General features: G+C 68.5%; 22 protein-coding genes. 12 read left to right on the forward strand and 10 right to left on the reverse strand.

What is annotated here, in order from left to right; all coding sequences use genetic code 11:
* Positions 1-168 precede the first annotated feature (168 nt).
* Positions 169-1,353 carry an O-succinylhomoserine sulfhydrylase gene (gene metZ / locus EPN98_RS13475; RefSeq protein ID WP_293363289.1) on the forward strand — a complete coding sequence of 395 codons (1,185 nt, stop codon included), beginning with the start codon at positions 169-171 and terminating at the stop codon, positions 1,351-1,353.
* On the opposite strand, the gene EPN98_RS13480 is transcribed toward metZ, so the two are convergent.
* The gene (locus tag EPN98_RS13480; protein ID WP_293363290.1) at positions 1,350-2,168 is read right to left on the reverse strand and encodes an amidohydrolase family protein; all 819 of its coding nucleotides are present in this window, start codon (positions 2,166-2,168) and stop codon (positions 1,350-1,352) included. The genes metZ and EPN98_RS13480 overlap by 4 nt on opposite strands.
* Positions 2,169-2,250: 82 nt before the next feature.
* On the opposite strand from EPN98_RS13480, the gene EPN98_RS13485 reads away from it, so the two are divergent.
* Positions 2,251-2,700, forward strand: a complete 450-nt coding sequence (locus tag EPN98_RS13485; RefSeq protein WP_293363291.1) for a MarR family winged helix-turn-helix transcriptional regulator — start codon at positions 2,251-2,253, stop codon at positions 2,698-2,700.
* Here EPN98_RS13485 and EPN98_RS13490 read toward each other — a convergent pair.
* A complete protein-coding gene (locus tag EPN98_RS13490) occupies positions 2,697-3,590 on the reverse strand; it encodes an Hsp33 family molecular chaperone (protein ID WP_293363292.1) in 894 nt (297 codons plus the stop codon). The genes EPN98_RS13485 and EPN98_RS13490 overlap by 4 nt on opposite strands.
* Positions 3,591-3,771: 181 nt before the next feature.
* Positions 3,772-5,367, reverse strand: coding sequence for a serine hydrolase domain-containing protein (locus tag EPN98_RS13495; RefSeq protein WP_293363294.1), 1,596 nt, complete (start codon positions 5,365-5,367; stop codon positions 3,772-3,774).
* A 293-nt stretch (positions 5,368-5,660) separates the two neighbouring features.
* On the opposite strand from EPN98_RS13495, the gene EPN98_RS13500 reads away from it, so the two are divergent.
* The gene (locus tag EPN98_RS13500) at positions 5,661-6,524 is read left to right on the forward strand and encodes an SDR family oxidoreductase (protein WP_293363295.1); all 864 of its coding nucleotides are present in this window, start codon (positions 5,661-5,663) and stop codon (positions 6,522-6,524) included.
* 193 nt (positions 6,525-6,717) lie between these two features.
* Here the strand turns inward: EPN98_RS13500 and EPN98_RS13505 are convergent, their stop codons facing one another.
* The 4 genes from EPN98_RS13505 to EPN98_RS13520 form a co-directional block, all read right to left on the reverse strand.
* On the reverse strand, positions 6,718-7,359 hold the full coding sequence (locus EPN98_RS13505) for a hypothetical protein (RefSeq protein WP_293363297.1): 642 nt from the start codon (positions 7,357-7,359) through the stop codon (positions 6,718-6,720).
* 204 nt (positions 7,360-7,563) lie between these two features.
* Positions 7,564-7,875 carry a hypothetical protein gene (locus EPN98_RS13510; protein WP_293363298.1) on the reverse strand — a complete coding sequence of 104 codons (312 nt, stop codon included), beginning with the start codon at positions 7,873-7,875 and terminating at the stop codon, positions 7,564-7,566.
* Between the two features lie 63 nt (positions 7,876-7,938).
* On the reverse strand, positions 7,939-8,238 hold the full coding sequence (locus tag EPN98_RS13515; protein ID WP_293363300.1) for a hypothetical protein: 300 nt from the start codon (positions 8,236-8,238) through the stop codon (positions 7,939-7,941).
* A 63-nt stretch (positions 8,239-8,301) separates the two neighbouring features.
* Entirely contained in the window at positions 8,302-8,757 is a 456-nt protein-coding gene (locus tag EPN98_RS13520) for a hypothetical protein (RefSeq protein WP_293363301.1), read from the reverse strand.
* Positions 8,758-9,020: 263 nt separating this feature from the next.
* Between EPN98_RS13520 and EPN98_RS13525 the strand changes: the two genes are divergently transcribed.
* Positions 9,021-10,589: a winged helix-turn-helix domain-containing protein gene (locus EPN98_RS13525; protein WP_293363303.1), complete on the forward strand. Its 1,569-nt coding sequence runs from the start codon at positions 9,021-9,023 to the stop codon at positions 10,587-10,589.
* A gap of 152 nt (positions 10,590-10,741) precedes the next feature.
* Here the strand turns inward: EPN98_RS13525 and EPN98_RS13530 are convergent, their stop codons facing one another.
* Both EPN98_RS13530 and EPN98_RS13535 read right to left on the reverse strand, forming a co-directional pair.
* Positions 10,742-11,710: an HWE histidine kinase domain-containing protein gene (locus tag EPN98_RS13530; protein WP_293363304.1), complete on the reverse strand. Its 969-nt coding sequence runs from the start codon at positions 11,708-11,710 to the stop codon at positions 10,742-10,744.
* Positions 11,711-11,848: 138 nt separating this feature from the next.
* Positions 11,849-12,604, reverse strand: a complete 756-nt coding sequence (locus EPN98_RS13535; protein ID WP_293363305.1) for an alpha/beta hydrolase — start codon at positions 12,602-12,604, stop codon at positions 11,849-11,851.
* A gap of 57 nt (positions 12,605-12,661) precedes the next feature.
* Here EPN98_RS13535 and EPN98_RS13540 point away from each other — a divergent pair, with 57 nt between their 5' ends.
* From EPN98_RS13540 to EPN98_RS13560, 5 genes are all read left to right on the forward strand, one after another.
* Entirely contained in the window at positions 12,662-13,825 is a 1,164-nt protein-coding gene (locus EPN98_RS13540) for a glycosyltransferase family 4 protein (protein WP_293363307.1), read from the forward strand.
* Positions 13,825-14,799, forward strand: a complete 975-nt coding sequence (locus tag EPN98_RS13545) for a glycosyltransferase family 9 protein (protein WP_293363308.1) — start codon at positions 13,825-13,827, stop codon at positions 14,797-14,799. Before EPN98_RS13540 ends, EPN98_RS13545 begins: the two co-directional genes overlap by 1 nt.
* Before the next feature lie 119 nt (positions 14,800-14,918).
* On the forward strand, positions 14,919-15,440 hold the full coding sequence (infC, locus tag EPN98_RS13550) for a translation initiation factor IF-3 (protein WP_293363309.1): 522 nt from the start codon (positions 14,919-14,921) through the stop codon (positions 15,438-15,440).
* A complete protein-coding gene (gene bla, locus EPN98_RS13555; protein WP_293363310.1) occupies positions 15,440-16,312 on the forward strand; it encodes a subclass B3 metallo-beta-lactamase in 873 nt (290 codons plus the stop codon). Before infC ends, bla begins: the two co-directional genes overlap by 1 nt.
* An 85-nt stretch (positions 16,313-16,397) precedes the next feature.
* Positions 16,398-17,636 carry an MFS transporter gene (locus EPN98_RS13560; protein ID WP_293363311.1) on the forward strand — a complete coding sequence of 413 codons (1,239 nt, stop codon included), beginning with the start codon at positions 16,398-16,400 and terminating at the stop codon, positions 17,634-17,636.
* Between the two features lie 58 nt (positions 17,637-17,694).
* On the opposite strand, the gene EPN98_RS13565 is transcribed toward EPN98_RS13560, so the two are convergent.
* A complete protein-coding gene (locus EPN98_RS13565; protein ID WP_293363312.1) occupies positions 17,695-17,883 on the reverse strand; it encodes a hypothetical protein in 189 nt (62 codons plus the stop codon).
* Between the two features lie 303 nt (positions 17,884-18,186).
* Here EPN98_RS13565 and rpmI point away from each other — a divergent pair, with 303 nt between their 5' ends.
* From rpmI to pheS, 3 genes are all read left to right on the forward strand, one after another.
* Complete coding sequence (gene rpmI, locus EPN98_RS13570; RefSeq protein ID WP_293363314.1) at positions 18,187-18,387, forward strand: 50S ribosomal protein L35; 201 nt, start codon at positions 18,187-18,189, stop codon at positions 18,385-18,387.
* Between the two features lie 13 nt (positions 18,388-18,400).
* Positions 18,401-18,757 (forward strand): 50S ribosomal protein L20, encoded by a 357-nt coding sequence (gene rplT / locus EPN98_RS13575; protein ID WP_293363316.1) that lies wholly within the window; start codon positions 18,401-18,403, stop codon positions 18,755-18,757.
* A 112-nt stretch (positions 18,758-18,869) separates the two neighbouring features.
* The gene (gene pheS / locus EPN98_RS13580; protein ID WP_293363317.1) at positions 18,870-19,979 is read left to right on the forward strand and encodes a phenylalanine--tRNA ligase subunit alpha; all 1,110 of its coding nucleotides are present in this window, start codon (positions 18,870-18,872) and stop codon (positions 19,977-19,979) included.
* The last annotated feature ends 20 nt before the right edge of the window (positions 19,980-19,999 follow it).

The raw sequence follows: 19,999 nt of genomic DNA on the forward strand, positions 1-19,999 counted from the left end.
GTCTAGAAACCACCGTGGATGCGGCGCGTCGAGCGCCACCCTCTCCCTGCCCTCTCCCTCTCTCGCTCCGCTCGGGGGAGAGGAGAGTGGCCGCAGCATCGAAAGCGGACCTTGACGCGGCGGGGCGCCAGGGCGTTCAAGGCCCGCAGTTTTGAGCTGGAGGCCGTTATGGCGGAAGACCCGCGCGATTGGGATATCGAGACCCGAGCGGTGCGCGGCGGCCTCATGCGGACCGAGCACGGCGAGATCTCGGAAGCCCTCTTCCTGAACCAGAGCTTCGCCTACGAGAGCGCCGCGGCGGCCGACGCCCGGTTCGCCGGCAATGCGCCGGGCTTCATCTACCAGCGCTTCGGCAACCCTACGACGCAGATGTTCGAGGACCGGCTGGCCCTGATCGAGGGCGCCGAGGCCTGCAAGGCCACCGCCTCGGGCATGTCCGCGATTCAGCTCTCGCTGATGGGCCTGCTGCGCGCGGGCGACCACCTGGTGGCGGGCCGCGCCCTGTTCGGGTCGTGCCGCTGGATCGTCTCGGAGCTTCTGCCGCGCTTCGGTGTCGAGACCACCTACGTCGACGCCACCGACCTCGACGCCTGGAAGAACGCGGTGCGGCCCAACACCAAGGCCTTCCTGGTCGAAAGCCCCGCCAACCCGCTGCTGGAGGTCACCGCCATCGGCGCGGTGGCCGACATCGCCCACGCGGCCGGCGCCAGGCTGGTGGTCGACAACGTGTTCGCCACGCCGATCTTCCAGAAGCCGCTGGCGCTGGGCGCCGACGTCGTCGTCTATTCGGCCACCAAGCACATCGACGGCCAGGGCCGGGTGCTGGGCGGGGCGATCCTGGGCGCCGCCGACCTGCTGACCGAGGCGTACAAGGACATGCACCGGCACACGGGCCCGGCGCTCTCGCCCTTCAATTCCTGGGTGCTGCTCAAGGGGCTCGAGACCCTGGAGCTGCGCGTGCGCAAGCAGACCGAGAACTGCGGCAAGGTCGCCGACGCGATCGCGGCCCATTCCAAGGCGCTGAAGACCATCTACCCCGGCCGCCCCGACCACCCGCAGGCCGCGATCATCGCCAATCAGATGACCGGCGGCGGCAATGTCGTGGCCTTCGACCTGGGCAGCCGCGAGGCCGCCTGGCGCTTCCTGGACGCGCTGCAGATCGTCGACATCTCGAACAACCTGGGCGACGCCAAGTCGATGGCCACCCACCCCTGCACCACCACCCACCGCTCGATGCCCGAAGCCGAGCGGCTGGAGATCGGGCTCACCGAGGGCTGGGTGCGGATGAGCGTGGGACTTGAAGGCGCGAACGACCTGATCCGCGACGTCAGCCGGGCGCTGGACGCGGCTTAGGCCGCCAGCCGGAACACCTTGCGCGCCGCGCCTTCCAGGAACAGCCCGCGCGCCCGTTCGTCGAGGCCCAGGTCGTCCAGGCCCGCCAGCGCGTGCTTGGGCGAGATCATCGGCCAGTTGGTGCCGAAGAGGACGCGGCCGGCGCCCTGCCCCTTCATGAAGTCGACGAGCGACGGCGGCAGGCGCTTCACCGTGTAGGCCGAGGTGTCGACGTAGAAGTTGGGGTACTTCCGAGCCAGCGAGAACACCTCGTCCATCCAGGGATAGCCCACGTGGCCGCCCACGACCTTCAGTTCCGGGAAATCGAGCAGCACGTCGTCCAGGTAGGGGATCGGGCGGCCGGGTTCCGAGCGGCACAGCGGGCCGGTGTGGCCGATCTGGGTGCAGAACGGCAGCCCCGCCTCCACGCACGCCACATAGACCGGATAGTAGCGCCGGTCGTTCGGCGGCAGGTCCCACAGCCATGGCACGACGCGTACGCCGACGAACGCCGGGTTCTGCGCCTGCTCGCGGATGGTGCGCACGCAGCCCATGGGGTCGTTCAGGTCCACCGAGAGCAGGCCCCGCAGCCGGTCGGGCGCCTCGGCGCAGGCGGCGGCCACTTCCTCATTGGTGATCAGCCAGCCGCGCGGGCCGCACCAGGCCGACAGGATCGTGACGTCGACGCCGCCGTCGTCCATGGCCGCCAGGGTGCGGGCTGTGGTGACCAGCGGCTCGTCGCCGGTCTTGCCGGTCCAGCGGTTGAGCGTCGCCAGCCACGGCTGGGACTGGAACAGGGCGTTGGGCTGCTGGGCCCAGACGTCGATGGCGCCCATCGCGGTCGCTCCCGATTAACTTCACATGTGAAGTAAATGCAGTCATTGAGCCGCCGTGTCAACGCGGGCTAGCGTTGCGCCCATGGATCCTGCCGGCCGCGAGCGGCTCTACCACCTGCTGCAGACCGCCGCGCACCGGCTGAAGACCCGCGCCGACCGCGACAGCCAGGGCGTGGCCGGGATCAGCGCGGCCCAGGCGGCGGTCATGTTCGTGATCCAGCGCGAGGGCGGCGCCACCCAGCGCCGCGTGGCCGAGCAGCTGAAGCTGAACGAGAGCGCGGTGACCGCCATGGTGGGGCGGCTGATGGAGGCCGGCTTCGTGGACCGCGCGCCCAGCGCCACCGACGGCCGGGCCTGGACGGTGTCGCTGACACCCGCGGGGACGACGGCGCTGGAGACCTTCCGCGTCAGCCTCGACGCCATGAACGCCGAGATCACCGCAGCCCTGGGCGGCGAGGCGGCGGTGGTCCGCTTCGCCGAAGGCCTGCGGGCGCTGCTGGAGATCCCTGCGGCGCGCAGGGACCCCGGCTAGACCGTCGCCAGCTCCTCGGGCGCCACGGCATACACCCGGCTGCAATACTCGCAGGTGACATGGATCTTGCCGTCGGGCTCGACCATGTCCTCGCGCTCGGCCGCGTCGAACGACTTCAGCACGGTGACGATCCGCTCCTCGCTGCAGCGGCAGAAGGCCCGCAGCGGCTGCGAGCCGAACACGCGCACGCCGTCCTCGTGGAAGAGACGGAACAGCAGCCCGTTCGACGACAGCTCGCCGTCAACCAACTCGTCCTCGCCCAGGGTCTCGAAGAACGCCTGCGTGCGGTTCCAGGCCTCGATCGTCTCGCCGCGGGTGTCGTCGGCGGCGATGTACTGGATGAGGAAGCCCCCCGCCCGCGCGCCGCCGCCGGACTGGCCGACCGCCAGACGCACGCGGGTCGGCGTCTGTTCCGACTGCGCGAAATACTGCTCGGCGCACAGGGCCAGGGTCTCGCCCTGGATGTCGGTCATGCCCTGGTAGCGGTCCATGTCCGGGCCCTGGTCGACCGTCATCATGAAGACGCCGTCGCCCAACAGGGTCTTGGCGCCCGGCCGCTGGAAGCCCCCCGAGACCGCCGCCACTTCGTCGGCGTCGAACCGGCAATAGCCGCGCAGGCCGCCCGAGGTATCGTAGTCGGCCACCACATAGCGCACCGGGCCCGAGCCCCGGGCCTCGACGATCAGCCGGCCGTCGAACTTCAGGTTGGAGCCCACCAACGCGGCCAGCGCACAGGCCTCGCCCAGAAGGTTGGCGACCGGCTCGGGATAGTCGTGACCGCGCAGGATCGCGTCGATCGAGGCGCCCAGCCGCGCGATGCGGCCGCGCACGGGCTCGCCTTCGATCTGGAACGCGCCGACGACGTCGTCGGGAATAGGGGTGTCAGGCATGGGGCCCAATATAGGACGAGCGGGCGATGTTGCGAGCATCCCTCCCTTAATGGGGAGGGACAGCTCGCCGCAGGCGAGCAGGGTGGGGAAGTCACGATCCTCACCGACCGCAGCACTCCGGCCCACCCTTCCCCACCCGTCTCGCCCCGCTCGCCCCCCTCCCCATCAAGGGAGGGAAAGCTCAGGAGCCCGGCACGCGGCGGAACTCCAGCGCGTAGACCCGGCCCTCGGTGAACTTGAGCCCCACCGGTTTGCCGCCCTCGTCACGGACGACCCGGACCAGCGTCCCCTCCGCCTGGAAGGCGTCCTTGTAGAGCGGCCGCGCCATCATCGGCGCGCTGGGGCGGTCGGCCGGCGTGATTACCAGCGCGCCGCCACGAATCGAGGCCAGCAGCACCGATCCGGCCTCGAGGCTGGAATAGGCGCCCGCCAGCTCAGCCAGCTCGGCCTCGGTGGGCGTCACCGGCTCGACGCGGCGATAGATCATCGCCTCACCGTCGTTCTGACGTCGCTCCAGGCGGCCGGGGCCGAACGTCCAGTCCATCTCGGCGGCCCGATAGCGGCCCTTGCCCATCGGCGTCAGGGTCCCGCCGCCCCGCACGCTGAGCGCGCCGTTCTCCGCCGCCAGCCGAAGGACGCCACCCGCCCGCTCGTCGACGTAGACGCCCGGCAGGCTCGCGAGTTCGTCGGCGGGTTGGGCTACGGACGCCGCCGCCGGGGGGGCCGTGGGCAGATAGAGCTCGGCCACCTTGCGGCCGGTCTGGTTCGGGTTCACCGCCGCCGCATTGCACAGCAGCGCCACCGACAGGCCCTGGGCCGGGAAGCGGGCCAGCCAGGCGCGGTAGCCGGCCGTGGCGCCCGAGTGAGCGATCTCGGTCTGGCCCTTGAACGACTGGGTCACCAGGCCCCGGCCATAGGCGATCCTGCGCCCGCCGGTCAGCACCGCCTGCTCCTGCATCTTCGCGCTGACCGTCTTGCCCAGCCGGCCCTGGGTCAGGGCGTCGTTCCAGATCAGGAGGTCGCCCACCGTCGTCAGCAGTCCGCCGTGGCCGTAGGTGTTCTCGAACGGCATGTCCTGGAAGAAGCCGCCGCCCGGGTTACCGCCGTAGGCGACGGCGCGACCGGGCACGATGCGCCGGAAATTGTCGCGCCAAGAGGTGTGACCCATGCCCAGCGGCTCGAAGATCCTGAGCTTGGTGAAGTCGGCCAGGCTGTAGCCCGAGACCCGCAGGACGATCCAGGCGGCCAGATTGTAGCCGGTGTTGGTGTAGGAATAGGCCTCGCCCGGCGTGTAGTTCAGCGCCTTCTGGCGCGCCGTGATCTGCAGCACCTCGACCGGCGTGTAGACCCGGCTGGTCCGCGGCCAACCGGCCAGCTCCATCACCGAGCCCCAGTCGCGCAGGCCGCTGGTGTGGGACAAGAGCATGTCGATGGTGATCGGCTTGCCGTAGTCGGGCATCTCCGGGAGGTATTTCCGGATGTCGTCGCTCAGCGCGATCTTGCCGTCCTCGACCAGCAGCAGGATGGCCGCGGCGGTGAACTGCTTCGAGACCGAACCGGCCTCGAACACCGTGTCGGGCGTGATGGCGACGCCATGCTCCAGGTCGGCAGACCCGTAGCCGCGCAGCGTCGGCGCCTTGCCCTTCTCCTGAACGCCCAGGGCGCAGCCCGGGGTCTGAGAGGTGTAGCGGGCGAACAGGGCGTCGAGGCCGGCGGGCTGGGCCTGAGCCGCCGACGCTGCGAGCGCGAACGCACCCGCCAGAACCACAAGACGCATGCCGAAACCCCCGAACAGACACTCGCCGACATTGAACCACGGAAAACGCGGAAGGACACCGACAGGGCTTACCGGCGAGCCCCTGCGCGCCGCAGGCGCTGTCCTATTCAACCACGAACCACACGAACCACACGAACACGCAGCGGCGCACTCCGAGGTAGCTCATTGGCGTTCGTGTGGTTCGTGTGGTTCGTGGTTCAAAAGACGGCGCTTCGCGCGGATACCGCCGACTGCGGATTGGCGAGGCGCTTCTTCAGGGTGATGGCGGGCGCAGGCCGCGCTAAACAACAGGCGTGAGCAACCTCTTCCTCTTCGGCTACGGCTTTTCCGGGCGGGCCCTGGCGCGCAGACTTGCGGCCAAGGGCTGGACGGTCAGCGCCACCTACCGCAACGACGCGACCGCGGCGCAGATCGCCGCCGACGGCCACACGCCCATCGACCTCGGCGACCGCGACGCCATCACCGATGCGCTGGGCGAGGCCCGGGCGCTGCTCGCCACGGCGCCGCCCGGGTCGCAAGGGTGCCCCGCGCTCAACAACCTCGTGGGCCCGATGGCCGAGGCGAACGCCTTCCCGGACTGGGCCGGCTACCTCTCGACCACCGGGGTTTACGGCGACCGCCACGGCGGCTGGGTGACCGAGGACAGCCGGCTGGCCGCCCAGTCGGTCGAGGGCGCGCGCCGGGTCGGCGCCGAACGCGACTGGCTGGACGTGGGCCGCGGCATGGGCCTCACCGTCACGATCTTCCGCCTGCCCGGCATCTACGGCCCCGGCCGCTCGGCCTTCGACCGCCTGCGCGAGGGCCGCGCCCGCCGCATCGCCGCCCCGGGCCAGGTCTTCTCGCGCATCCACGTCGACGACCTCGCCGCCGGCCTCGAAGCCTCGATCGTCCGCCCTCGCGCCGGCGGCATCTACAATCTGTGCGACGACGAGCCCGCGCCCAACAGCGAGGTCATCGCCTACGCCGCCCGCTTGCTGGGGATGGACGTTCCGCCCGAAGTCGCCCTCGCCGACGCCAACCTCTCGCCCGCCGCCATGCGCTTCTACGGCGAGAGCAAGCGCGTCTCGAACGCCCGCGCCAAGGCCGAACTCGGCTGGCGACCCGCCTATCCGACCTACCGCGAAGGGCTGGCGGCGATCCTGGCCGCAGAAACCTAGGTCCTCCCCCGCAGGGGGGAGGGGGTTATGGTGATCGCGGAAACGAGCGACGCTCGTGACCAGCGCCTTACGTCGTTCCGAACTGCCCGGGAGTGGGCTCTCCCAACGTCTGGGAACGGGGGCCACCCAGACACAGAAACGCCGCCGATCCTGCGACCGGCGGCGCGTGTCTGTCAGGCCAACGCGACTACGCCTATCGCGCCGGAACTATGCTCAGGTCCGGCCGATAGCGAAGGACCCGATAGTTCGTGCGCCCCACGATGCCGGCGGCTTCGGGCGGCAGCTTCGCCGCGGTCGAGGCTTTGGCGAACTCCGCCGGGAAACGGTCCAGGTCGGCGAAGGAGTCGAACATCACCAGGACATTGAACTCGTTGGGATCGCCGCCCAGGCCGCTCTGTGACACCAGCACGCCCTTGGCGTTGGTCTTCGCGACAACCGCCGTGAGCGCCTTCAGGTTGGCCGTGTAGGCCGAGACGCGGCCCGGTGAGACGTTCTGGGTCGAGAGGACCGCCACCTTGGCCTGATAGCCCGGCTTCGGTGCGACGCTGAGTTCCGGCCGCGCCGTGATCAGGTAAATGCGCGCGTCCGCGACCATCGATCGCGACTTCTCAAAGACCGCTGCGGCCTCCGCCTGATTGCTTGGAGGCGTGTCGTAGCTTGAGAGCCCCGTAATCGGGCTGACGAAGTAGTACTCGCCACCTGGACCCAGGCTCGTCGACCAGGCCCCGCGTTCCTTGACCCCGCCTTTGATCCGCACGGGATTGGCTGTGCTCTTTTGCCAGTCCTGGTACGCCTGTTCCTGGCCGGGCTTCACGTGCACGAGCGTGACTTCCATAACTTGGGGCGCCGCAGGCTGCTGCGCTAAGACCGCACTTGGCGCCGCCGCAGCGATCGCCAAGCCGCCAAACACAGCAATACATTTCATATTGTATTTGAGTATATTCATGTTTCCTACCCCGACTTAAGCGCATTAATTCTGCGCTGTTTCACATTTCCAAAGTAATTGTGGAAAATTAGAATGGTGGATTTCTGCCAGACGTCAGATGTCCATCTCGACCGAGATCTGACGAAGGACGATGTCGGAGACCGGGTTGGCTCGCGCGGCCGCCAGGATGCCCTGCATCTCGCTGTCCGACGCCAGCTTGTCCTGCGTCGCACCGAAGTCCGCCCAACTGGGGTGCTCGGTGACGAGGCTGAGGGTCGCCGGCGTCGCGCCATACATCTGCTGAACGATGCGAGCCTTGACCCCCACACGTTCGAACACCTTTTTCACCTTGCTCAGCAGGGCGACGGTTTCGTCCGCCTTGCCGTTGTGGGCGCGGACCGTGGTTACGCTCAGGACTGTCGGCATGATGGTCTCCTTGGGTGATGAGATGTGGCGCGAAATCGTGATCGACCCGCACCGGCCTTGACCTCAGATCGGCAGCCAGAACGCGGTGTCGATGCTGGGATTGTCGAAGAGGTCCTCGTCCCGCGCCGCCTGAAGCAGCCGGGCGTAGTCGGGATCAGCGTTGAGCCTGGCCTGCGACGCCTGGAAAGCGGGCAGGTCGTCGTACTGGCTGATCCAGATGATCTCCTGCGGGCCGCCCAGCCGCGCCGAGACGTTGACGGTCACGCCCGTCTTCTCACGTATCAGCTGGGCCGCCTCATGGGCCCACGACGCGGCACGTCCGGGCGAACCCGTGACGCGCACGATCATGGAATAGGTGAGCATCGGGAGGTCCTCAGGTCATTCTGGAAGTTCCGGCGGCGCCGGGGAGGGCGCCGCCGGGCCGCGTCAGTCCTTCCAGGCGCCCTGGAGGGTTCCGGCGACGAGTGTGCCCATCTGCGAGAAATTGCCGACCTTGCCGACGTACTTGCCGCCGGTGCCCACCATGGCGCCCCAGCACGGCGCGACCTGGTCCTTGGGATCCGGCGCACCGCAGACGAGCTGTTGTGAGAGACGGTCCTTTCCGTTCTCGACCACTTGGCAGATGCCCGCGCTTGGCGTCTCCGCGCCCGGCGTCGACCAGAATATGCACTCGTAGGTCGAGGTTGCAGTCGCGCCGCTGCGGGTCTGGGTCGTGGCCGTCCCCTTGAGGTGGCCGGCCTGAATAGGGCCATTGGGTCCGACGGCGGGCATCACCAGCGCGATGGCGGGGTCATTCTTGAACACCCCCGTGAAGGATTCCGCTGAAGCGGGCGCGGCTGCGGCAAGGGTCGAGAGCAGGGTCAGTGCGACGATGATTCTCATGGGCGCCTCTCGGTTTTCTGTTTCGGGAACAGCGGTTTGTCGGCACTGCGATCTGCGCTAACCTTCCCTGTCCCGGTCGCGCTCTCAGGTCCGAGTGCTGCCGCGGACCGTTTCCGGGGGGGAGGCGAGAATTTGCCAAGGGCGCGGGTGTCGGCGGGTTGCTCTCCGGCTGTCGCGACGCAGGTGCGTCGCGGAGCACATGAGACGCGCTGCGAGACCCGGCGGACACGGGCTGGAACCGATGATTCGCCGATGAATCGCCGATGAGCGGGTTGCAGACTCCTGGCGCGATCGACCTGGCGCACGAGCGCCGGTTCGCCCTAGGCGGGCTGGAGGTGCGTCCGTCGACGCGCGAGCTGGTCGCCGGCGGCCAGTCCGAGGTGCTGGAGCCTCGGGTGATGCAGGTGCTGGTGGCCCTGGCCCGAGTGCGCGGCCAGGTGGTCTCCCGCGACGATCTGATCCAGGCCTGCTGGGGTGGTCGTGCGGTGGGCGAGGACGCCATCAACCGCTGCACTCAGGCGATCCGCAAACGGGCCGAGGCGCACGGCGGCTTCGCGGTGACTACGATACCGCGGGTCGGCTACCGCCTGGACGAGTCCGCGCTGCCGTTCGCCAAGCCGGCGCTTGCCGCTCCCATTAAGCCCTCCATCGCCGTGATGCCGTTTGCGAATCTCTCAGGCGACCCTGACCAGGCGTATTTCGCCGAGGGCATGATTGTGGAAATCACCAACGCCCTTAGCCGCTTCAAGTCGCTCTTGGTCATCGCCAGCAGCTCCACCCTGATCTTCAACGGCAAGTACATAGATGCTCGGGAGGCGGCCCTTCAGTTGGGGGTTCGCTATCTGCTCGAAGGGAGCGTCCGAAGAGCCGGGAGCCGGCTTCGCATAAACGTCCAACTTGTCGATGGGTCCGATGGCGCGCAGATCTGGTGTGAGCGCTTCGAGAGCGCTCTGGACGATGTCTTTGCCCTTCAGGACAGTGTGGCGTTGGCTGTCGCGGGCAGAATCGAGCCGACGGTGCAGTCTGTCGAGGTCCGGCGGGGGGCGAGCCAGCCGACGACGAACCTGGGCGCCTATGACCTCTACCTGCGCGCCTCAGCCTTGTTTCACGCCTTCGTCGGGGGCCGTCACTTGGAAGCGCTCGATCTCTTGAACCGGGCCATCGCGCTGGATCCGGATTTTGGCCAGGCGCTGGCCCTGGCGGCGTTCTGCCACCGTCAGATTCTTACGAGCGGATCCCCGGGGGACGCCGAAGACCACCGGCGACAGGCTCTCTCCCTGGCAGAACGGGCCCTGAAGGCAGCCACAGACGATGCTGAGGTGCTCGTTACGGTTGCCGCGGTTCGCGCGTTGTTGGGTGAAGATGGGGACGGAGCCTGCGACCTGGCGGACCGCGCCATCGCCCTGAACCCTGGGTCAGCTGCGGTCTGGACCTTGAGCGGCGTCACCAGGCTAGCCGCCTGGCGGCCCGAAGCCGCCTTCGAACATGCGCAGGAGGCGATACGGCTCAATCCGACGGGCCGGACGGGCCAGATCGGAACCATGGGCCAAGTTCGCTTCTGGCAGGGCCTCTACGACGAGGCGGCCGGCCTCTTGGGAGAAGCCGTCCAAGAGGCCGAGTATCCATACTGGCACGCTCTGTTCGCATCGTGCCTTGGGCATCTAGGAAAGACTCGGGAAGCCCAGTTGGCCTTGGCGCGTTGCCGCGCCCTGTCACCCCAGGCCCTCGACGAAATGGCCCACGAGAACATTTCGAGCCGTAGTGGACGCCAGCTGTTCCTGGACGGTATTGCAGCGGCAGAGGGGACGGCTCCGGCGGCAAATCCTGAATAGGTCCGCTTCGGATGGTTTCTCCCCGCTGGGTCAGCGCCGGAAACTTGCCGTTCCGAAGGGTCGAGGCCGCAACGCTGGGCTGGCGCCCGGCCTATCCCACCTATCGCGAGGTACTGGCGGCGATCCTGGCGGCTGAAGCCTAGGTTCGCGGCTCAGGGCGCATCGACCGGGCGAACGGTGATCTCACACACCACGCCCTCAGGCTTGTGGTGCAGCTGCACGTCCTCCAGTCCAGGCTGGCGCCTGAGCAGGCGGGTTCCCAGCCCGCGGCGGCTGCTCTCGACCACGGTCGGCCCGTCTCGCTCGACCCAGCGCAGCAGGACTTCCGGCCCGACGCCATCGGCAGGAGACCAGGTCAGATCGACCCGCCCGCGTTCCACGGACAGCGCGCCATACTTGACCGCGTTCGTCGCGAGTTCATGCAGCGCCAGCACCAGCGGCACGCAGGACTCCGCCCGGAGGGTGCAACTCGGCCCCGCCACGCGAAGGCCGCCGTGATCCCGGAAGGGCGCCAGGGTGCGCTCCGCCAATTGCGCGAGCTCGCAGGTTTCCCAGTGCCCGATCGACAGGAGGTCGTGGGCGTGACCCAGCGCCTCGAGCCGTCCCTGAAGGATGTGCTGAAACGCCTTCGGGTCCGGCGCACCGCCCTTCACGGTCTGCGCGACGAGGCCCTGCACGACGGCCAGGGTGTTCTTCATCCGATGCTGAAGCTCGGTGTTGAGAATCCTCTCGCGCTCGTGCGCCGCCTGCAGCCGGACGAGCGCCGTCCGCAGGAGCGCCGCCGCCAGCACGATGATTCCCGCCGCCACCAGAAACACCAGCGTCCCGGCCAGATCCCGCTCATGCCCCGCCAGCTGGTAGCGGGGGGGCACGAAGAAGTAGTTGGCCGCGATGGCCGACAGCAGAACCAGGCCCACCCCTGACCGCCACCCGAGGAAGAGCGTGCCGAGAAGCGCAGCCGGGTAGTAGGTCGGGAACCACAGGGTCATTCCCAGCCAGGGATCGAGACCCATCCGCATCAGCGTCGGAACCGCGACGCCGACCCCGACCCCGAACGCGGAACTCACGAAGCCTGGCCGGCTTCGCGTCACGGCGTCCTGCAGCCGAGCAAGGATCGGCATGTTCGTCTCCGGCTGTGGTCGGCTTAGGAAGTCGGCTCAGTTCGGACGCGGGCGCCGGAGAGGACCATATCGGGCACGCGGAGCGTCACCATGACCTCGTCGCCCGCGAAGCGCCACCTAAAGATGCAGCCGTTCAACTCAGCTGTTGCATCCGGACACCTCCTCCACCGCCGCGATCAGCCGGGCGATATCCTGCGGGCGCGACAGGCGGTGGTCGCCGTCCTTGATCAGCGAGAAGACCACGTCCGTCCCCTTCAATCCCTGGGCCAGCTCCAGCGCGTGGCGCCATGGGACGTCGGGGTCTTCGCCGCCCTGCAGGATGCGGATCGGCATGGTCAGCGGGATCGGCTCGCCGCCCAGGATCGACCACCGGGCGCCGTCCTCCAGCAGGCCGCGGCTGATCGGATAGGGGTCGCCATATTCGCTGGGCCGCAGCCAGACCCCGTCGGCGGCCAGGGCGGCATGCCCCTCGGGCGGAATCTCGGGCGTCATCAGCTTCTCGGTGAAGTCGGGCGCGGGCGCCACCAGCACCATGCCGGCGATCCGCTCGGGAACGACCATCGCGGCCAGGCAGGCGATCCAGCCGCCCATCGACGAGCCCACCAGCACAAGTTCGCCCTCGGTCAGCTCGGCGATCACCGCCAGCGCGTCACGCCGCCAGCGGCTGATCGTGCCCGCCGCGAAATCCCCGGTGGAGGCGCCGTGGCCGAAGTAGTCGAAGCGCACATAGGCGCGCCGGTTGGCGATCGCCCAGTCGGCCAGCGCCTGGGCCTTGGTCCCGGTCATGTCCGACATGAAGCCGCCCAGCCACACGACGGTCGGCCCCTCGCCGGCAACCTTCATCCACGCCACACGCTCGCCATCTGGCCGTTCGAGGAGTCCGCTCGATTCCATTCGTCACCCCGCTCGCCGGTGTTCTGTGCGCCTGCGAAACAGTCTAGACAAAGCCCCGTGCCCTTACCCCCCGATTTCACGCTGCTGCAGGTGGTCCCCGAGCTGGAGACGGGCGGGGCTGAGCAGAGCACGATCGACGTCGCCCACGCCGTGGTTCAGGCCGGCGGCGCCGCCCTGGTGGCCACGCGCGGCGGGCGCATGACAGCGCGGCTGGAGGCTGACGGCGGCCGGCTGGCCCAGATGCCGGTGCAGACCAAGAACCCGCTGACGATGCTGGGCAACGCGGCGCGCCTGGTCAGCCTGATCCGTCAGGAAAAGGTGTCCATCGTCCACGCCCGCAGCCGGGCGCCGGCGTTCTCGGCGCTGTGGGCGGCGCACGCGACCGGCACGCCGTTCGTCGCCACCTATCACGGCGTCTACAAGGCCCAGTCCGGGCTCAAGCGCTGGTACAACGCGATCATGACCCGCGGCGACCTGGTCATCGCCAACTCGGACTACACCCGCGACCACGTCCTGAGTGAGCACGGCATCGACCCCGGCAAGCTGGTCACCATCCCGCGCGGCGTCGACCTGGGTCGCTTCGACCCCGCCTTCGTGGCGCCCGCCCGCGTCGAGGCTCTGCGCGCCGCCTGGGGGATCTCGGCCGACGACCACCGCACGCGCATCCTGCTGGCCGGCCGGCTGACCCGCATCAAGGGCCACCTCATGATCGTCGAGGCCGCGCGCCGGATGGCCGAGGCCGGGCGCGACGACTTCCTGATCCTCTTCGCCGGCGACGATCAGGGCCGCACGGGCTACGCGGCCGAGGTGCAGGCCGCCATCGATGCGGCCGGGCTGTCGGGCGCCATCAGGATCGTCGGCCATTGCGACGACATGCCGGCCGCCTACCTGCTGGCCGACCTGGCCATCCTGCCCACCAACGTGCCGGAATCCTTCGGCCGCGCCGCCGTCGAGCCCCAGGCCATGGGCCGCACGGTGATCGCCTCGAACCACGGCGGCGTCACCGAGACGATCGTCGACGGAACGACCGGCTGGCTGGCGCCCGTCGAGGACCCCGGGGCCTGGGCCGCCGCCCTTGGCCGGGCCATCGATATCGGCCCCACCCGCCGCAGGGAAATGGGCGAAGTCGGCCGCAACCGCGCCCGGCAGCTCTACTCGGCCGACGCCATGTGCGCTCAGACCCTGGCCGCCTACGAGCGCGTGCTGGAGGCGCGCCGCTGATGGCCCGCAACGTCGAGCGCATCCTGGTGATCAAGCTGTCGGCCCTGGGCGACTTCGTCCTGGCGCTGGCGGCGATGAAGCAGATCCGCAAGGCCCATCCCAAGGCCCACATCACCCTGCTCACCACCCCGCCCTTCGAGGCGCTGGGGAAGATCTGCCCCTACTTCAACGCCGTCGACACCGGCGGGCGGCCCGAGACGTTCGCGCAGTGGATGGCGCTGCGCAGCCGGATCAAGGCGGCCGGCTACGCGCGGGTCTACGATCTGCAGACCTCGGCCCAGTCGAACCGGATCTTCCAGCTGCTGCGGCCCGGCCCGCCGGCCTGGTCGGGCATCGCCTTCGGCTGCTCGCTGCCGCACAAGAATCCGCTGCGCAACGGCATGCACACCCTGGAGCGGCAGGCCGACCAGCTGAAATCCGCCGGCATCTGGCCCGACGCCCCCACCGAGCCCGGCTCGGCCCCGCCGCCCGACCTGTCGTGGATCGCCAAGGCGCGGCCGCCCGAACGGCCGGTGCCCGGCGCCAACAAGCCCCGGCCCTACGCGATCTTCGTGCCGGGCGGTTCGGCCCACCGCATGGACAAGCGCTGGCCGGTCGAGAAGTACTCCGAGCTGGCGCGCATCCTGTACGGTCGCGGCCTGGACATCGTGGTGGTGGGCGGCCCGGCCGAGACCGAGCTGGCGCATGCCATCCAGCGCAGCGTGCCGCGCGCCCGCGACCTCACCGGCCGCACCGACTTCGCCAGCGTCGCGCTGCTGGGCCAGAAGGCCGCCCTGGCCGTTGGCAACGACACCGGGCCCCTGCACCTGGCCGCCGCCGGCGGGGCGCCCACCATCGTGCTGTTCTCCAAGGCTTCCGATCCGGCGCTCTCGGCCCCCCGGGGCCGCGTGGCGATCCTGCGCGCCGACAACTTGGCCGACCTGCCGGTGGCCCAGGTGGCGCAGGCCGCGGGATCTTTGGTCCCTCTGACCTAGCGCGCGCCTTGATACTGGGGCCCCTGCGCGTCATATACTGGCCCGACGACCGGATCGCTTCGCGCGCGCCGGCGTTTTTTGCGTTTCAACAGTCCGGAGCACTGCCTATTCGCCGCCCCATGCAAGCGCCGCCCGTCAAAGAAGGGCCGCGCATGAACGAAGATATCCGCGTCCCCCGCGTTCTCCTCATCGACCAGCACGGTGAGAAACAAGGGGTGATGCCGACCTCGGCCGCCATCGAAGCCGCCGAAGAGGCCGGCCTCGACCTGGTCGAGATCGTGCCGAACGCGGACCCGCCCGTGTGCAAGATCCTGGACTACGGCAAGTTCAAGTTCCAGGAGCAGAAGAAGAAGAACGAGGCGCGGAAAAAGCAGAAGGTGGTGGAGCTCAAGGAAATCAAGCTCCGGCCGAACATCGACATCCACGACTACGAAGTGAAGTCGCGGTCCATGCATCGCTTCTTCGAAGAAGGCGACAAGGTGAAGATCACCCTGCGCTTCCGTGGTCGCGAACTGGCCCACCCGGAACTTGGGATGAAGCTGCTCCAGAAGGTGAAAGCCGACTTCGAGCCCATCGCCAAGGTCGAGTACGAGCCGCGCATGGAAGGCCGCCAGATGATCATGATCCTGGCGCCCCGCTAGTGCCTCAGGCCCTGACCCGAGTTGCAGGAACGGCCGCTTTCGCAGCGGCCGTTTTCGTCTCCGCCGCCGCCGCCGCGCAGACCCCGGATGACTGGGCCACCCCGGTCAAACCGTTCAAGATCGGCGACAACCTCTACTACGTCGGCTCCTCGGACCTCACGGCCTTCCTCTTCGTCTCGAAGGCGGGCCTGATTGTTCTCGACGGCGGCGAGGCGGCCACCGGCCGCCAGGTCGTGGCCAACATCCGCGCCCTGGGCTTCGACCCGGCGCAGGTGAAGATCCTGCTGAACACCCACCAGCACTTCGATCACGCCGCCGGACTCGCCGAGATCCGCAAGGCCGCGCCCAACGCCAGGCTCTACGCCAGCGCCGCCGACGGGCCGATCATCGCCGCCGGCGGCAAGGGCGACCCCTTCCTGAAGGGCAAGGCCTACGAGTACGAGCCCGTGCCGGTCGCGAAGACGATCAAGGACGGGGAAAAGGTTACGCTGGGCGGCTGGACCCTGACCGCGCACATCACCGGCGGCCACACCGCCGGGTGCACCACCTGGACCTTCCCGGTCACCGTGGCCGGCAAGATCCGCCAGGGTCTGGTCCACTGCTCGTCCAGCGTCCTGCCCGGCTACAAGCTGGGCAAGGCCGAGACGTATCCGGGGATCACCGCGGCATTCGAAAAGAGCTTCGCCACCTGGAAGGCCCTGCCCTGCGAGGTCTTCCTGGGCTCGCATGGCCGCTTCTTCGGCATGCCGGCCAAGGCGAAGGCCCTCGAGGCCGGCAAGGCCGACGCCTTCGTCGATCCCGCGGGCTGCAAGACCTTCTACGCAGGCCAGGAAGCCGCCTTCCGCGCCGAGCTGAAGAAGCAGAACCCTTAGCCGCCGACGCCTACGGGCGTCGTGCAACCCGGATAACGTAGCGTCCAAGCTTGCCCGTCCCGGCGGGCCGTCCTAACACCCTTGCATGTCCGACACGCCGCCGCGGGGGGCGACGCCGCCTCCGTGGGCCGCGTTGTCGCTCATCGGCATCATCTTCCTGAACATGCTGGGCTTCGGGATCATCGTCCCGTTGCTGCCCTTCTACGCCAAGTCGTTCGACGCCTCGCCGATGGAGATCGCCCTGATCTTCTCGGGCTTCTCGATCGGCACCTTCTTCGGCGAACCGTTCTGGGGCCGCCTTTCGGACAAGTACGGCCGCAAACCCCTGCTGATCATGACGATCGCGGCGAACGGCCTCTGCTACCTGGCGCTGGCCTTCGCGCCCACGGCCATGGCCGCGTTCGGGATTCGCCTGCTGGGCGGGCTGTTCAGCGGCAACGGCTCAATCATACAGGGCTACATCGCCGACGTGACGCCGCCCGAGCGGCGCACACGCACGATGAGCTACATGAGCGCCGGCTGGAACGTGGGCCTGATCGTGGGGCCGTTCATGGGCGGGGTGTTCGCACGGCCCAGCGCCGGACCCATCGGCTTCCAGCTGCCGCTGTTCATCTCGGCCAGCTTCTTCCTGGTGTCAGCGGTCTTCATCCTCCTGTTCATCCGCGAGAGCCGCGAACGCGACCTCTCGAACAGCCACCGCCCGAACCGCTGGGCCGCCACGGGCGAGGCCGCGCGGCATCCCGTGATCGGTCCGTTGATGCTGCTCACATTCCTGGTCGGCTTCGCCTTCACCGGCATCGAGTCGATCTTCGGCCTCTGGACCCTGGCCCGCTACGGATGGGGGCCGCAGGAGATCGGCTGGGCCTTCGCCGTTGTCGGGGTCGCCTCGGCGATCACCCAGATCTTCGTGACCGGTCCTCTGTCCGAGCGGTACGGACAGGGCCGCATGCTGGCCATCGGCATGGGCGTCACCATGCTCTGCATGGCGCTGCAACCCCTGTCGGTGAACGGGCCGATGACCATTGCCCTGCTCACGCTCAGCGCGGTGGGGCAGTCGGTCGCCTGGCCGAACGTGAGCGCCCTGATCTCCGAGACCGCCGACCCGCACCGGCAGGGCCAGATCCTGGGCCTCAACAACGCCATGGGCGCCCTGGCGCGCGTGGTGGGTCCGATGTTCTCCAACCTGGGCTTCGCCCACGTCAGCATCCATGCGCCCTACGTCCTGGGCGCCATCGCCGTCGCGCCGACGATCCTCATCGCGCTGGCCGCTGGCCGGCGCGCGCAGGCATGGCGACGCGATCAGACCGCTCAGGTCATCGAATGACCCGGAGAATGGCGCCCCTCAACGGGATCGAGCGCTGACGGCGCTGAGGCGCTCTGCCCTAAGCCTGGATGTCCAGCACCTGGCCCTTGCCAGGCTCCCGGGCGGCCTTGGCCTTCACGGCATCTTCGTCGGCCTTGGCCTTGTCATCGGCGGCCTTGGCGGCCTGGGCCTTGTCGTTGTCCACGGGCGGTCGGAAATTGACCGGCGGTTGCGCGGCGACGGACCCAACGGAAGAGGTGCTCGACATGCTGGTCTCCAGCGCCGCAGTCCGCGGCAGGCGATCACGCAATAGCCCATTGCGGAAAACCGGCGCTTAAACGTTGCCGTTAACGCGGAGAAAAAGTGCGTGCAGCCTCCCTGAACGTTATGTCGGGAGGCCCCAGTATGGTCTGAATCCCTGGCGCCAACCTGCCGCAGAGCGGCGAAAAGCGTTGCGCCGCACCCATCCTTCCGCTACTAGCCCGCCCCTTCGGAACCGCCTGGCCCCAAGGCATGCCAGGGCGGTTCATCAACACGACCAGAGGACGGGATCTTCGGACCCCGACGTGAAATGCCCAAACTGAAGACCAAGTCCGGCGTGAAGAAGCGCTTTCGGATGACGGCGTCTGGAAAGCTGAAGGCCGGCGTCGCCGGCAAGCGCCACCGCCTGATCAGCCACAACGCCAAGTACATCCGTCAGAACCGCGGCACCAAGGTGATGAGCGAAGCTGATACCAAGATCATCAAGCTTTGGCTCCCGTACGGCCTCTAGGAGAATCTGACAGATGGCACGCGTGAAAAGGGGCGTTACCGCCCACGCCAAGCACAAGAAGGTTCTCGAGCAGGCCAAGGGCTTCTACGGGCGCCGCAAGAACACCATCCGCACCGCCAAGGCGGCCGTGGACAAGGCCGGCCAGTACGCCTACCGCGACCGTAAGGTCCGTAAGCGCATGTTCCGCTCGCTGTGGATCCAACGGATCAACGCCGCGGCCCGGACCGAGGGTTTCACCTACTCGCAGTTTATTCACGGCCTTGAGAAGGCCGGGATCGAAATGGACCGCAAGGTCCTCGCCGACGTCGCCGGCGCCGATCCGGTTGCTTTCAAGGCCATCGCCGACAAGGTTCGCGCCGCGCTGGCTTAAGGCCTGGGTCTCTCAAAGACCTGACGCTTTCAAGAAGCCCTCCGGCCGAACCGCCGGAGGGCTTTTTGCTGCCTTCCGCTCAAGACACTCCTCCTCTAGAGCAGACCGCCTCATGACCGACCTGACCCGAATGGAAGCCGAGTTGTCGGCGCGCGTCGCCGCCGCCGCAGATCTCGCCGCCCTGGAAGCCATCCGCGTGGAAGCGCTGGGCAAGACCGGCTCGATCTCCGAGCTGTTGAAGACGCTGGGTAAGCTCACGCCCGAAGAGCGCCGCGAGCAGGGACCGAAGATCAATGGCCTGCGCGACGCCGTGCAGGCCGCCATCGCCGCCCGGAAGGACGCGCTGGAGACCGCCGCCCTCGACGCCAAGCTGGCCGCCGAGCGCGTCGACCTCTCGCTGCCGCCGCCGCCCGAACGCCGCGGCCGCGTCCACCCCACCATGCAGGTGCTGGACGAGATGATCGCCGTCTTCGCCGACATGGGCTTCAGCCTCGCTGAAGGTCCGGACATCGAGGACGACTTCCACAACTTCACGGCGCTCAACTTCCCGCCCAAACATCCGGCGCGGGAGATGCACGACACCTTCTGGCTGCCCGAGGACGAGCGCGGCGAGCGCAAGGTGCTGCGCACCCACACCAGCCCGGTGCAGATCCGCACCATGCAGCGTCTCAACGAGAAGCTGCCGTCGTGGATCGCCAACGGGCAGGAGCCGCCGATCCGCGTGATCGTGCCGGGCCGCACTTACCGTTCGGACTCCGACGCCACCCACACGCCGATGTTCCATCAGCTGGAAGGCCTGGTCATCGACCGCGACATCCACATGGGCCACCTCAAGTGGACGCTGGACCAGTTCATCGCGCGCTACTTCGAGACGCCGATGGTCGAGTCGCGCTTCCGCCCGCACCACTTCCCGTTCACCGAGCCCAGCGCCGAGATGGACGTAAAGTGCGACCGCTCGGGCGGCGACGTGAAGATCGGCCAGGGCAACGACTGGATGGAGATCGTCGGCTGCGGGATGGTGCACCCCAACGTGCTCCGCAACTGCGGCCTCGACCCCGACCAGTGGCAGGGCTTCGCGTTCGGCTTCGGCGTCGACCGGCTGGGGATGCTGAAGTACGGCATGCCCGACCTGCGCGACATGTTCGCCGGCGACACCCGCTGGCTGGACCACTACGGCTTCTCGGCCTTCCAGGCGCCGAACCCGGCGACGGGGCTGTCATGACAAGCGCAGACCTCTCGGGC

The sequence above is a fragment of the Phenylobacterium sp. genome, from assembly GCF_004299445.1.
Lineage (GTDB): Bacteria > Pseudomonadota > Alphaproteobacteria > Caulobacterales > Caulobacteraceae > Phenylobacterium.